The following is a 13240-nucleotide window of genomic DNA, read 5'->3' as shown; positions in this document are numbered from 1 at the left end:
ACCGCCTCAGCGCGCGCCGAGCAGGTGCTCGACGGCGAGCTGGTTGAGCCGGACGAAACCGAAGCCACGAGCGGCGGCCGCGTCCACGTCGAACTCCTCGAAGGCGGAGCGGTCCTTCAGCAGCTCGGCGTAGCTCTCCCCGTCGCCCACGGTCGGGGTGGCCAGCTCCCCCACCTTGCTGACGGCCAGCGCCTCGGCCACCTCCGGGTCGGCGCGGAACGCCGCGGCCCGCTCCCTGAGCAACAGGTAGGTCGCCATGTTCGCCTCGGCCGACGCCCAGACCCCGGCGATGTCCTCGGTGCGGGAGGGCTTGTAGTCGAAGTGCCGGGGGCCGTCGTAGGCGGGCCCACCCCCGGGACCACCGTTCTCCAGCAGGTCGACCAGGGCGAACGCGTTCATCAGGTCACCGTGGCCGAAGACCAGATCCTGGTCGTACTTGATGCCGCGCTGGCCGTTGAGGTCGAGGTGGAACAGCTTGCCCTGCCAGAGCGCCTGGGCGATGCCGTGGGCGTAGTTCAGCCCGGCCATCTGCTCGTGGCCGACCTCCGGATTGAGGCCGACCAGCTCCGGGTGGGCCAGGGTGGAGATGAAGGCGAGTGCGTGCCCGACGGTGGGCAGCAGGATGTCACCGCGCGGCTCGTTCGGCTTGGGCTCGAGCGCGAAGCGCAGGTCGTACCCGCGGTCGATGACGTACTGGGTGAGCAGGTCGACGGCCTCGCGGTAGCGCTCCAGCGCGGCCTGGACGTCCTTGGCGACGTCGTACTCGGAGCCCTCGCGGCCGCCCCACATCACGAAGGTCTTGGCGCCGAGTTCGGCGGCGAGGTCGACGTTGCGCAGCACCTTGCGCAAGGCGTAGCGGCGGACGTCGCGGTCGTTGCTGGTGAAGCCGCCGTCCTTGAACACCGGGTGGGTGAAGAGGTTGGTGGTGACCATCGGAACGACCATGCCGGTCTCGTCGAGGGCCTTGCGGAACCGCGCGATGTGCTGGTCGCGGGTGGCGGCGTCGGCGCCGAACGGGATGAGGTCGTCGTCGTGGAACGTGATGCCGTACGCGCCGAGCTCCGCGAGCCGGTGCACCGCCTCGACCGCGTCCAGCTCGGGGCGGGTGGCGTCGCCGAACGGATCACGGGCCGGCCAGCCCACGGTCCAGAGCCCGAAGGAGAACTTGTCGGCGGGAGTGGGACGGGGTGCCATGGCAGCCTCCGAGGGGTGGGGTCGGCTATTTGTTCAGCGATTGAATTATTTGGCTGACCTGTGGCACTGTCAAGAGGTGACCCCTACCCCCGGTCCCGTCGGCGCGGTCCGCCAGGGCAGCCTGCGTGAGCTCAACCTCGCCGTGGTGCTCGGCCGGATCGCCGCCGCCGACCGCCCGCCGTCCCGGGCCGTCCTCGCCACCGAGACCGGCCTCACCCGGGCCACCGTCTCCGCGGTCGTCGAGGACCTGATCACCGGCCGGCTGGTCACCGAGGCCGAACCGGCGCCGCGTTCCGGGGCGGGACGCCCGGCCCGCGGGCTGGTGCTCGCCGGCAACGGGCCGGCCGGTCTCGGCCTGGAGATCAACGTCGACTACCTGGCCGTCTGCGTGGTCGACCTCGCCGGCCGGGTACGGCACCACACCGTGCACCGTGCCGACCTGCGGCCGGTCTCCCCCGCCGACGCGCTCAGCCGGCTGGTCGAGCTGGCCGGCCAGGCCCGGGCCGAGGCCGCGTCGCAGGGACTCACCCTGGCCGGAGCGGCGCTCGGCGTGCCCGGGCTGGTCGACGACGCCGGCACGGTCCGACTCGCGCCCAACCTCGGCTGGCGGGACGTTCCGGTGCCCGCGCTGCTCGCCGGACTGCCCCCGCTGACCGAACGGGTCGACGGCGTGCCCCCGATCGTGGTCGACAACGAAGCGAACCTTTCCGCGCTCGGCGAGCTGCACGCCGGTTCCGACGGGCCGGCCAGTTTCCTGCACATCTCCGGGGAGGTCGGCATCGGCGCCGGCATCGTGCTGGACGGCGACCTCTTCCGCGGCGCCCGAGGATGGAGCGGCGAGATCGGGCACATCCCGGTCCACTCCGCGGGGCGGCCCTGCCGCTGCGGTGGACGCGGCTGCCTGGAGCAGTACGCCGGGCAGGAGGCGATCCTGGCCGCCGCCGGGCTGGACCGGGCCGACCTGCCGGCCGACACGGCCCCCGTCCGGCTGACCGAACTCGCCGAGACCGGCTCGGTGGACGCGCTGCGCGCGCTGCACGAGGCCGGCACCGCGCTCGGCATCGCGGTCGCCTCCGTGGTGAACCTGCTCGACCTGGACACCGTGGTACTGGGCGGCGGCTACGCCCCGCTCACCCCGTGGCTGCGCCCACCGGTGCTCGACGAGATCTCCCGCCGGGTGCTCACCGCCGCCTGGTCACCGGTCACCGTACGACCGGCGGCCCTCGGCGCCGACGCCGCCGCGGTGGGAGCGGCCGGCTCGGTGGTCCGCCGGATCATCGCGCGGCCGGCGGGCTGGCTCGCGCGCACCGGCTGAGCGGCCCGACCCGGCGAGCCCGGGCGGGCAGCCACCCGGCGGGTGGCCGGTCAGGCGGTGCGCGCCACCGGTGACCCGTCCGACCAGTCGCGGGGTGCGGGCAGAATCGCCTCGTCGCCGTCGAACCCCTCCGGCCGGACCGGCACCGGCTCCACCGGGGCGGACTCCGCCTCCTGCCGGCGAGCGGTCTCGTCGAACTCGCGCATGCCGTGCAGCAGCGCCTCCCGCCCCTGCGCGGTCATACCGGAAAGAATGCGGGCCAGTTGCTCACGCCGATCCTCCCGCAGCTCGGTGAGGAGGCGGCGGGCTTCCGGGGTGAGATGCAGCGCGATCTCCCGACGATCGAGCCGTCCCGGCTCGCGCTCCAGCATCCCGGCGGCCACGAGGCGGTCGCAGAGCCGGCTGGCCGAGCTGAGCAGCATGTCGAGCCGGCTGGCCAGCCGGCGCAGGTTGATCCCGTCATGCTGTTCGACCACCATCACCGCGCGCAACTGGGCGCCCGAGACGCGGCTGGTCGTCCGCTCCCGCGCCGCTTCCCATACGGTGAGTAGTGCACCCGCCGCCGCGTCCAGTGCGGCGGCGGTGCTCAGCGCGGGGTCCCGTGGATCGTGCAGTTCGGCCATGGTGGCCCGAGAGTACTCCGCAGACCCGGCGAATGAGCCGCTGAGCGAGGAGTGGTAGTGAACGAACCAGCCGATCAGGCACGAGAGGCCCTTATCGTCGCGCCGGCGCACCGGCTGGTCGACGCGGTCGCCGACGTCCTCGCCGAGCGGTACGGGATCACCGCCACCGAACTGTTCCAGGTCGACTACCGGCTCGCGGTCCTGCTCCCGCTCGGCGAGGGCACGGGGATCACCGCTCCGGGGCATCCCGCCTGGCGCTGCTTCGATCATCAGGAGGCGGTGCTGGACGGCACGACCGGATACTTCCCGGTGACCATGCGCGGCGAGCGGCGTGGCGTCCTGCGCCTGGCCCCGGTGTCCGACGAACCGGCCGTACGGAACGAGCTGGCCGATATCGCCACCACCCTCGCGCACGAACTGGCCGCCGTCGCCGCCGGCACCGACGTCTACCGCACCGCGCGCCGCAGCCGACGCCTGACGCTCGCCGCGGAGATGCAGTGGGAGCTGCTGCCCGGGCGCAGCCGGACCCGATCCGCGTTCGGTCTGGCCGGGCAGCTGGAGCCGGCGTACGCGGTGCGGGGCGACAGCTTCGACTGGTCGGACGACGGGGAGCAGCTCTGGATCGCCGTCATCAACGGGATGGGTGAAGGCGTCGCGGCGTCGATGCTGACCGCGCTGGCCACCAGCGCGCTGCGCAACGCCCGCCGGGCCCGGCTCGCCCTGGCCGACCAGGCCGCCCTGGCCGATCAGGCGATCTACGACCTGCACCGGGGCGACCAGTACCTCTCCGCGCTGCTGCTGGAGCTCGATCTGAGCAGTGGCGTGATGACGGCCGTCGACGCCGGATCCCCCCGGCTGGTACGCGTCCGCGACGGCGAGGTCACCGGCCAGGAGCTGGAGGCCCAGTTCCCGCTCGGCATGTTCGAGGCGACCGACTACCGGGCGCAGCGCTTCCCGCTGCACCGGGGGGAGCGACTCTTCGTGCTCAGCGACGGGGTGATCGACGCGGTCGGGCAGCACGGCCGCTACGGCGAGCTGGCGATGGAGCGTTTCCTCCGTCATACCGGGAGCATGGAGCCGCTGAACGCGGTCCGTTCACTCCTCGGCGACCTGCGCGCGTTCGTGGCCGGCGACCTGGTCGACGACGCCGTCGTCGTCTGCGTGGACTGGACCGGCCCGCAGCCCTGACCCGCCCGTTCAGTAGGCGCCCCGGCCGTTGACCACCGCGCCGAAGGTCTTCCAGAGGATGGTGAGGTCGGCCGCGAGCGACCAGTTCTCCACGTAGTAGAGATCGAGGCGGATGCCGTCCTCCCAGCTCAGGTCGGACCGGCCGCTGACCTGCCAGAGCCCGGTCATTCCCGGCTTGACCAGCAGCCGACGGGCCACGTCTCCGTCGTAACGGGCCACCTCGGACGGCAACGGCGGCCGGGGACCGACCAGACTCATCTGGCCGAGCAGGACGTTGACCAGCTGTGGCAGCTCGTCCAGCGACCACTTGCGCAGCAGCCGGCCGACCCGGGTCACCCGCGGGTCGTCGCGCATCTTGAACATCAGGCCGTCGGTCTCGTTGCGGGCGGTCAGCTCAGCCAGCAGGTCGTCGGCGTTCACCACCATCGTGCGGAACTTCCACACCCCGAACTCGCCACCACCCCGGCCGACCCGGGTCTGGCGGAACAGCACCGGGCCGCGGCTGTCCAGCCGGATGGCCAGCGCGATGACCGCCAGTATCGGCAGCAGCAGGGTCAACGCGACCAGGGCGGCGGATCGGTCGACGAAACCCTTGACCAGCTTGCGCGTGCCCCGGAACTCCGGCGCCTCGACGTGGATCAGTGGCAGGCCGGCGACCGGACGGGTGTGGATACGGGGACCGGCGACGTCGGTCAGCGCCGGAGCGACGACCAGGTCGACCCCGGTGCCCTCGAGCTGCCAGCCGAGCCGGCGCAGCCGCGTGGCGGTCAGCTCGCCGGACGCGGTGACGGCGACCGTGTCCGCACCGATCTCGGTGGCCGCCTCGGGGATGCCCCGGAAGGATCCGACCACCGGCACGTCACCGAGCCGCTGGGGCACCGGGGCGAGCAACGCGTCCGGGATGCAGGCCCCGACCACGTGGTAGCCGGCGTACGGCTCACGCCGCAAGGTCTGCACCAGCTCCAGCACGTGGGCGGTGTCGCCGACCACCAGGACCTTCCGCGACCAGCCACCACCGCGCGAGCGCGCCCGGTGCAGCCGCTTCCGGGCGGCGAACCGGGCTGCTTCCAGGCCGAGGGTGCCGACGGCGAACGAGATCGCCAGGAAGCCCCGGGACACGCCCACGTCGGCCACGTAGCCGACGATGGCGATCCCGCCGGCCAGACGCAGACTCGCGGTGCTCACCCGGCGGTACTCGTCCGCTCCGTAGCCGATCACGCGGTCGTCGTAGCAGCCCAGCGCCTTGAGCGAGACCAGCCAGAGGAGCACCAGCCCGGGGGCCACCAGCACGTAGGGAACCTTCGAGCCGCTCGGCTCCTCGTCGCCGAAACGGGCGAGGTAGCCGACCAGCAGGGCGATGGTCAGAACGACGCTGTCCAGCACGACGAGGGCTCGGATGTAGGCCCGTTCGTCGATGCGGGTCGCGGCTCCGGACGGGGTGCCCTCCGGGGTCCACGGCGTCCTGGCAGGGGTCGACAGCGTAGCCGAGGTCACCAGCCCTCCCACTTCGCTCAGGACGGCCCCGGGTCGACGATCGGGCCGGGCAGGGGCCGACGGCGCCAGGGCACGTCGACATCCTGCCTGACAACCATGGCGGCCGATTGCTTTCGACGTATTGCCGTCACTTTTCCTGGCCGCGGGTACCGACGAAAGAGGGCCCGCCGTACACCGGATTCGCGGTACGACGGGCCCCTGGGTCTGCTGACCGGCCGGTCAGCGCGGCGCCGGTGGGCGCAACGCGATGGCCTTCAGGAAGATGCCCCCGATCTCGGTCGGGTTCTTGGCAACGAAGCTTCCGCCACCGGTCTGCTTCGTGATCGAGTCCAGCTCCGCCTTGCTGACGCCGTCCCCGATACCGATCAGGATGACCTGCACCGGTCGCTCCGGATCGGCCAGCCGCTTCAGTTCCGCGAGCAGCTTCGCCTGGGAGATGCCGGACTTGTCGTCGTTCTTGCCGTCGGTGAAGAGCACCACCGAGTTCACCCGGCCGGCCTGCCAGTCGCCTTGCACCGTCTTGTAGGCCGCGAGGATGGTGTCGTAGAGGCCGGTGTCACCGCTCGAGGGCCGGATGTTGCTCAGCGCCGATTCCAACTTGCCCCGGTTTCCGGAGAGTGGCGCTATGCCCACCAGTTCCTTGTAGTCCCGGCTGCCTACCAGGTTGGTGGAGAAGGTCCAGAGACCGATCGACCACGAGTCGTCGAAGAGACCGAGTCCGCGGCGGGCCGCCTCGACCGTGACCTCTTCCCGGCTGCGGTTGTTGGCGGCCGGGACTGCCGCCTTCATCGAGCCGGAGACGTCGATGACGGCGAGCATCCGGCCGGTCTGGGTGGCGATCGACCAGCTGGAGACGACGCGGTCGATCGAGTCGCCGTCCAGCCCGCCGGCCGCCGTTCCGCCGCCGGCCGGCACGGCCGGCGACCCGGCGGGGCCGGGGGCGCCCTCCGGCGCCTCGAACCCGGCGCCGAAGTTGCCGTCCGGTGCCCGCAGGCCCTGCGCGGCCAGCCGGTCCCGGAAGCTCGCGGTGGTCAGGAGCTCGAAGAGCCCCCGTGCGGCCGAAGCCTTGTCCGGCTCGATGCCGGGCAGCACGGCGAACGGGTAGTCCAGCGGAGCCGGCGCCGGCTCCAGGTAGAGCGCGGCCAGCGGGACCGGAGGCTTCGTCTTGTTGTACGCGATGACGTCTTCTTCGGAGAGGGCCGCCGCGCCGAGCCCGCTCGCGATCGCCGTCGGGTCGGTCGACTTCGGGAACCGCTCGAGCAGGTCGTTCCGCAGGGCGGACCGACCTGTCGCCAGGGCGCGCAACGCACCTACCGTGGTCTGCTGGTCGCCGCTCGCACCGCCCGCCGCGGCGGTCAACGACATCAGTCCGGAGAGTCCGGCGGCGTCGCGCGTGGGTTCGACGATGCCCGTCGAGAGCGGCTTACTGCTGTTCACCTGCTTGAGCAGGTCGGTCCACTTCAGCTTCGCGTTCGGCCAGCCCAACCGGCTGGCGATCGGTTGGGGCATCGCGACGACCACCGGGCTGCGCGCGACCGAGGCGCCATTGGTCGGCGCGAACGCCGTCGCCTCCTTCTTGAGTCGCACCAGCCAGGTCGACGAGTCCGGGATCCAGACGTCCGGCGCGACGGCCGTGCCGCTGGCCTGACCCACACCGGCCAGGACCGCGCCGTGCTTGCCGGCCACCACCGCGGCGACGTCGACCGGCTCACTGGCGCTGACGTTGACCGCGATGCAGGTGCCCCCCACCGCCGCCCCGTCCTTCACCCACTGTCCGGCGGCGGCGTCGACTGCGGGGGCCAGCTCGGCGGACACCGCCACCGAGAGCTGGATCTGCCCCGAACAGGAGGGCTGTATCAACTCTCGGTAACCAAACCACGCACCCGCCGCAACAACGACGAGCGCCGTCGCCGATGCGGCGGCGGCGGCTCCGGGAATCTTCGAACGCATGCGATGGCGGCCTGCAGACACGCAGACAATCTTGCGTACCCATTCCCTGAACTGCCATAACCGTTCGTACGAAAGTTACCCAGGAGAAACAGTTGATCAACGTTCAGCAACAGAACGTGACCGACCGGACCCGCGTTGTGGCTGGATGATCGATTTCGCGCCCGGCTCAGGGCAGCACGCACGTCGGGCTCGGCACCGACAGCGGCTCACCAACCGGCTCGAGTACGCCCGTCGATCCGTCCATTGAGAACGCGCGGACCATGTGCGCCCGCTCGTCTGCGACGTAGAGGTGCTCACCGAGCAACGCGAAGTGCCGGGGCCATTCCCCACCGGTGTCCACCTCGCCCACCAGTTCCGGTCGGTCGCCCCGCAGGTCGAAGACGGCGATGGTGCCGACGCCCCGGTTGGCGACGTAGAGGAAAGCCCCGTCCGGCCGCACCGCGATCTCCGACGGCTGCACGTGCCCGGGCCGTCCGCTCGCCTCGACCCGGCTGCGCCGGTGCAGCGAACCGTCGGCGGTCGACTCGTACGCGGTGACCGTCCCGTCCAACTCGCCCACCAGGTAACAGCGCCGCCCGTCCGGGTGGCGGGCCAGATGTCGCGGGCCCGATCCGGCCGCCGCGTGCACCCGCGGCGCCCGGGGCACCAGCCGGCCGGTGGCCCCGTCCAGGTCGTACCGGTAGACCGAGTCGGTTCCGAGGTCGACCGCGAACAGCGGACCGTCCGTCGGATCCGGGGAGACCATGTGCGTGTGCGCCCGGTCCTGGCGCTCCGGATCGGGGCCGTGCCCCTCGTGCACCACCAGGTCACTGCGCTCGCCGGGAACCCCCGAGGAGTCGAGCGGGAAGACGGTCACGCTGCCGCCTCCGTAGTTGGCGGCCACGAGGTGCCCACCGCCGGGGAGCACGGCCAGGTGGCACGGCTCACCACCACCCGTGGCCCGAGTGGCCAAGGCCGTCAGCTCACCCGCGGGCCCGACCCGCCAGGCACTGACCGCGCCGTCCGGCAGTTCGTTCACGGCGTACAGCACGGGCAGGCTGGGGTGGCGGGCGAGGAAGGACGGGGAGGCGGTCGGCGCGACGGTGTCCAGCAGCGTCAACGCGCCGGACGCCGGATCGCGGCGGGCCGTCATGATCCCGGTGCCGCGCCCGCCGCTCTCCGCCGTGTAGCAGCCGATGTGGACCACCTCACCCCGACCGTTCACCGATCCCGCCCTTCGCCGACGCCTGTCGTCAAATCCAACCAGAGACTTTCCCCGTCGCCGGCCGGGTCAGCCATCAGGCGGTGACTTCTTCCCGGGCGAACCGGGGGCTTCGACGGCGGCGGCGCGCACCGGCACGCTCAGGCCGCGGGCACCGGCTCACCCCGCTGCCGGGCCACGTGCTCGACCAGGCTGATCAGCACCAGCTTCCCGGACTGCCGATCGCGCGCGTCACAGAGCACCAGCGGCACCTCCGGATCGAGGTCCAGCGCGCTGCGTACGGTCGGCAGGTCGAAACGGCGGGAGTCGTCGAAGCAGTTCACCCCCACCACGAACGGAATGCCACGCTGCTCGAAGTAGTCGATCGAGGGAAAGCAGTCCGCCAGGCGGCGGGTGTCGGCGAGCACCACCGCACCGAGCGCTCCGAAGGCCAACTCGTCCCAGAGGAACCAGAAGCGGTCCTGCCCCGGGGTGCCGAACAGGTACAGCTGCAGGTCGTCGTTGATGGTGATCCGGCCGAAGTCCATCGCGACAGTGGTCGTCGACTTGCCCTCCACCCCGGAGAGATCGTCGGTGTCGGCCCCCGCGCCGGTGAGGATCTCCTCGGTCTGCAACGGCCGGACCTCGCTCAACGCGCTGACCAACGTCGTCTTGCCGGCACCGAACCCGCCAGCGACGAGGATCTTCAACGCCAGGGGGACCCGGGTGCCGGTGCCCGTCCGGTCATAGCGCACGGAGTCCACTGACCACCGCCTTGAGGATGTCGTCGCCGGGGATGGAGGACATGGACAGCGGCTCGTGCACCGCGATCAGGCCGCGTGCGAGGAGGTCACCGAGCAGTACCCGGACGACGCCGACCGCGAGATCCAACTCGGCCGCCAGCTCCGCCACCGGCACCGGCCGATGGGTCAGCTCGACGAGTCGCCGATGCTCCGGCGCGAGCTGCGGATCGGCCGCGTTCGCGTGCGGCCCGGCCAGGATGAAGGCGACCAGGTCGAACCCGTCAGCGGCGGAACGGACCCGGCCACCGGTGAGGGTGTACGGACGGACGACCGGGCCGGCGGCGTCGTCCAGCCACTCGTGCTGCGGCCCGGGCGGCTCAGTCAGCATCGACGGCACCCGCGGTCGGCCGGGCCGGGGCTGTCAGATACTCGCCCACCCGGATGACCAGCATCGCCATCTCGTACGCCACCAGGCCCAGGTCCGCCTCCGCCTCGCTGACGACGGCGAGGCAGGCGCCCTGCCCGGCGGCGGTGACGAAGAGGTACGCCGACTCCATCTCCACCACGGTCTGACGCACCGGTCCGCCGTCGACGTGGCGGCTCGCGCCGCGCGCCAGGCTGGCGAAACCCGAGGCCAGGGCGCACAGGTGCTCGGCATCCGCGCGATCCAGGTCGGCGCTGGCCCCGAGGAGCAGCCCGTCCGCGGACAGCACCACCGCCTCGCGGGCATCCGGTACCCGTTGCACCAGATCGTCGAGCAGCCAGTCGAGATCGGCGCTCTGCTTCGTCGATTGCCGCACTAGGCATTCCTCTCAGTCTCGGTCGGTTCTCCGCCAGCCGCCGGAGTGCCGGACGACGGGGCCGGGTCGGGGCTGGTACGAGGTGCGGGGCGGGTCGCTCCGGCGGCCCGTCCCCGGGCCGTACCCGCCTGCAGCGCCGACATCACCCGGCGTACCTCCTCGGGTGCGCGCGGCGTCGGCGGGTCGTCGGCCGGGTGCGGGGCGCGGGCGGACGGGGGCCGTCGGCGGACCCGCCTGGGCAGACCGTCCACCTCCCCCGGGGCCCCCGGCGGCGGTGCCTCGGTGGCCCGGGCCGGCGCCGCCGCATGTGTCCGAGGAACCTCTGCCGTCACGGCGGCGGGCCCGACGGCCGTCGCCACGGAATCCGGCCCCGGGTCGCGGCGGCGGCTCGCAGCCGCCCGGGGGCGGGGCGTCGCGCGGCTCCGCGCGACGGTGCGGCGGTCCGGCGCACGGCCCACGACGTCCCCGACGCCCGGGGCCGGCTCCTCGGTGATCAGGTCGGTCGGGACGAGCACCACGGCCGTGATCCCGCCCGCCTCCGACCGGAGCAGGTTCACCCGTACGGCGTGCCGTGCGGCGAGCCGCGCGACCACGAACAACCCGAGCCGGGCGCTCTCGGCCGGGTCGAACTCGGGCGATCGGGAGAGCCGCCGGTTCGCCTCCTCCAGAGCGGCGTCGGACATGCCCAGGCCGTGGTCGGTGACCTCCAGGGCGTACCCGTTGGCCACCCGCTGACCGTTGACGCTGACCCGGGTGGCCGGCGGTGAGAAGGCGGTGGCGTTCTCGACCAGTTCGGCGAGCAGGTGGATCACGTCGCCGACCGCCCGCCCGAGCACGCCGGCCGGCTGCACGTCGACGATGTCCACCCGGTCGTACGCCTCGACCTCGGAGATCGCCCCGCGGACGAGGTCGACGACCGCGACCGGATTGCGCCAGCCCCGGCCGGGGGCGGCACCGGCCAGGATGACCAGGTCCTCGGCGTGCCGGCGCAGCCGGGTGGCGAGGTGGTCCACCTGGAACAGCTCGGCCAGCTCGTCCGGATCCTCGGTACCCCGCTCCATCCGGTCGAGCAGGGCGAGCTGCCGGTGCACCAGGCTCTGGCTGCGCCGGGCGATGTTCAGGAAGACCTCGTTGAGCCCTCGCCGCAGGCTGACCTCGTCGACCGCCGCCCGGATCGCGGTGCGCTGCACCTCGTTGAACGCGCGACCGACCTGGCCGATCTCGTCGTCGCCGTACTCCAAGGGGGGCGCCTCGCGGCCGACGTCCACCTGCTCGCCGCGGCGCAGCCGCGTGACCACCTCCGGCAACCGCTGTTCGGCGAGTTCCAGGGCGGCGGTCCGTACGCCGCTGAGCCGGCGTGCCAGCGTGCGGCCGACCCGTACCGCGACCAGCACGGACGCGACGACGGCGACCAGCCCGAGCACTCCGGCGACGGCGAGCCGGACGAGGATCCGGACGGCGGTCGGCACCGACCGGTCGGCGAGCCCGTCGGAGGCGTCGAGCTCGTACTCCCGCAGCTGCCGCTGGACCTCGTCGTAGCTGGCCTGCCAGCGGGCGGGGTCCACGGTGGGCACTGCCCGAGGATCAGCAGCGACCAGGCTGTCCTGCATCGCCCGCAGGCGCGCGAAGTCGGCCTGCTCGGTGAGGCGCTGGTAGGCGGCCCGCTCGGCGGCGGGCAGGTCGGCCACCGCGTCCTCGATGAGGAAGCGCTGGTTGCCGATGATCTGTACCAGCCGGGGGTGTTCCCCCTCGGCGAACCGTCCCGCGGTCACGACCCCGCTCAGCAGGGCGTCGGCCTGGGCCAGAAGTTCCCGGGACCGGCCGAGCGCGGTCAGTGCGCGCGCCTCCCGGTTGAGATCCGGCTCGGGTAGCGTCGCGGTGGCGGAGAACGCCTGGAACGCGGAGGCGATCATTCCGTTGTAGAGGCCGAAGGCACCGGCCCGGTCCAGTTTCCGCTGGTCGATGAAGCCGCGACCGGCGGGGAGCGCGTCGAGCGCGGTGACCAGTTGCTCGATGCGCGCCTCCAGCGACGCATCGGCGGCGTCCCGCAGTTCCTCGCCCGCGACCCGGCGGCGCAGCTCGGCGAGCGCCCGGTCGGTCCGCTCCCGCTGCTCGGCGAGGGCGGCCAGCGGCTCGGTGCCGGCCAACTGCACGACGGTGAGTCGGCGCTCCCGTTGCAGCTCGGCCACGACCGCCTCGCCGGGGCGACCCAGGTCGTAGAGGAACGTACGGGCGGCGAGCAGGTCGAGGGCCGGTCCGAAGGTGAGCGTGGTCGCGAAGATCCAGAGCGCCAGCAGAGCGGTCACCGGCACGACAACCAGCGCCGTCAGCTTCGAGCGGATCGGCCAGTCGCGCGTTCTCATCGGACCTCGCCCGGGCGGTATGGCAGGAGGAGCGCCGGCGACGGCCGGGCAGCGCTCTCACCGGGCAGCCTCCCGGCAACCGGCGCCGGGCACCGGCACGGGCGCCTTGGGCAGGATACGTAATCAAGACGAGATGCACTACCGCCCGTTGCGGTCACCACAACGCTCCGATGTGGATCCGGGCCCGACCGATCCGCAGCCCGAGGTGGCCGAAGGGACCTCACCCAGGCGACGGTCCTTGGAACCCGGTCCGGCGACCTTCTTGGAACGAGTCAAATTTCTGTCTCTACCTTCGGGCCGCCCGCACCGATCGCCTGTCCGGGCGGAAACCGGACAAGCAGCGCGATGACGCCGTACCGACGTGCGGCGGTCGAAGGATCGCCCAGGAAA

Annotated in this window: 11 protein-coding genes; 2 read left to right on the top strand and 9 right to left on the bottom strand. The window is 72.5% G+C overall.

The window, feature by feature from the left end:
- Positions 1-6 precede the first annotated feature (6 nt).
- Positions 7-1194 carry a xylose isomerase gene (gene xylA / locus BXA10_RS20870; RefSeq protein ID WP_076472387.1) on the bottom strand — a complete coding sequence of 396 codons (1188 nt, stop codon included), beginning with the start codon at positions 1192-1194 and terminating at the stop codon, positions 7-9.
- Between the two features lie 76 nt (positions 1195-1270).
- Between xylA and BXA10_RS20865 the strand changes: the two genes are divergently transcribed.
- The gene (locus BXA10_RS20865; protein WP_245828336.1) at positions 1271-2509 is read left to right on the top strand and encodes an ROK family protein; all 1239 of its coding nucleotides are present in this window, start codon (positions 1271-1273) and stop codon (positions 2507-2509) included.
- Between the two features lie 50 nt (positions 2510-2559).
- Here the strand turns inward: BXA10_RS20865 and BXA10_RS20860 are convergent, their stop codons facing one another.
- A complete protein-coding gene (locus BXA10_RS20860; protein WP_076472384.1) occupies positions 2560-3132 on the bottom strand; it encodes a MarR family winged helix-turn-helix transcriptional regulator in 573 nt (190 codons plus the stop codon).
- Between the two features lie 57 nt (positions 3133-3189).
- Between BXA10_RS20860 and BXA10_RS20855 the strand changes: the two genes are divergently transcribed.
- The gene (locus BXA10_RS20855) at positions 3190-4320 is read left to right on the top strand and encodes a PP2C family protein-serine/threonine phosphatase (RefSeq protein WP_076472382.1); all 1131 of its coding nucleotides are present in this window, start codon (positions 3190-3192) and stop codon (positions 4318-4320) included.
- Positions 4321-4329: 9 nt separating this feature from the next.
- Here BXA10_RS20855 and BXA10_RS20850 read toward each other — a convergent pair whose 3' ends face one another.
- The 7 genes from BXA10_RS20850 to BXA10_RS20820 all read right to left on the bottom strand — a co-directional run bounded on the left by BXA10_RS20850 (position 4330) and on the right by BXA10_RS20820 (position 12850).
- A complete protein-coding gene (locus BXA10_RS20850; protein WP_076472594.1) occupies positions 4330-5814 on the bottom strand; it encodes a sugar transferase in 1485 nt (494 codons plus the stop codon).
- 219 nt (positions 5815-6033) lie between these two features.
- Positions 6034-7785, bottom strand: a complete 1752-nt coding sequence (locus tag BXA10_RS20845; RefSeq protein ID WP_076472379.1) for a substrate-binding domain-containing protein — start codon at positions 7783-7785, stop codon at positions 6034-6036.
- 145 nt (positions 7786-7930) lie between these two features.
- On the bottom strand, positions 7931-8968 hold the full coding sequence (locus BXA10_RS20840) for a lactonase family protein (protein WP_076472376.1): 1038 nt from the start codon (positions 8966-8968) through the stop codon (positions 7931-7933).
- Positions 8969-9105: 137 nt separating this feature from the next.
- Positions 9106-9708 carry a GTP-binding protein gene (locus tag BXA10_RS20835; RefSeq protein ID WP_076472373.1) on the bottom strand — a complete coding sequence of 201 codons (603 nt, stop codon included), beginning with the start codon at positions 9706-9708 and terminating at the stop codon, positions 9106-9108.
- Positions 9689-10075 carry a DUF742 domain-containing protein gene (locus tag BXA10_RS20830; protein ID WP_076472592.1) on the bottom strand — a complete coding sequence of 129 codons (387 nt, stop codon included), beginning with the start codon at positions 10073-10075 and terminating at the stop codon, positions 9689-9691. The genes BXA10_RS20835 and BXA10_RS20830 overlap by 20 nt, the downstream gene beginning before the upstream one ends.
- Entirely contained in the window at positions 10065-10487 is a 423-nt protein-coding gene (locus BXA10_RS20825; protein ID WP_076472593.1) for a roadblock/LC7 domain-containing protein, read from the bottom strand. Before BXA10_RS20825 ends, BXA10_RS20830 begins: the two co-directional genes overlap by 11 nt.
- Positions 10487-12850: a sensor histidine kinase gene (locus BXA10_RS20820; RefSeq protein ID WP_076472371.1), complete on the bottom strand. Its 2364-nt coding sequence runs from the start codon at positions 12848-12850 to the stop codon at positions 10487-10489. The genes BXA10_RS20825 and BXA10_RS20820 overlap by 1 nt, the downstream gene beginning before the upstream one ends.
- Between the last annotated feature and the right edge of the window lie 390 nt (positions 12851-13240).

It is taken from the genome of Micromonospora avicenniae, from assembly GCF_900156065.1.
In the GTDB taxonomy this organism is placed as follows: Bacteria; Actinomycetota; Actinomycetes; order Mycobacteriales; family Micromonosporaceae; genus Micromonospora; species Micromonospora avicenniae.
This window is presented reverse-complemented; position numbering and strand designations above follow the sequence as displayed.

Coding starts and splice junctions, on each gene's coding strand:
- BXA10_RS20820 (WP_076472371.1), bottom strand. CDS start 12,850: ATGAGAACGCGCGACTGGCCGATCCGCTCGAAGCTGACGGCGCTGGTT.
- BXA10_RS20830 (WP_076472592.1), bottom strand. CDS start 10,075: ATGCTGACTGAGCCGCCCGGGCCGCAGCACGAGTGGCTGGACGACGCC.
- BXA10_RS20860 (WP_076472384.1), bottom strand. CDS start 3,132: ATGGCCGAACTGCACGATCCACGGGACCCCGCGCTGAGCACCGCCGCC.
- xylA (WP_076472387.1), bottom strand. CDS start 1,194: ATGGCACCCCGTCCCACTCCCGCCGACAAGTTCTCCTTCGGGCTCTGG.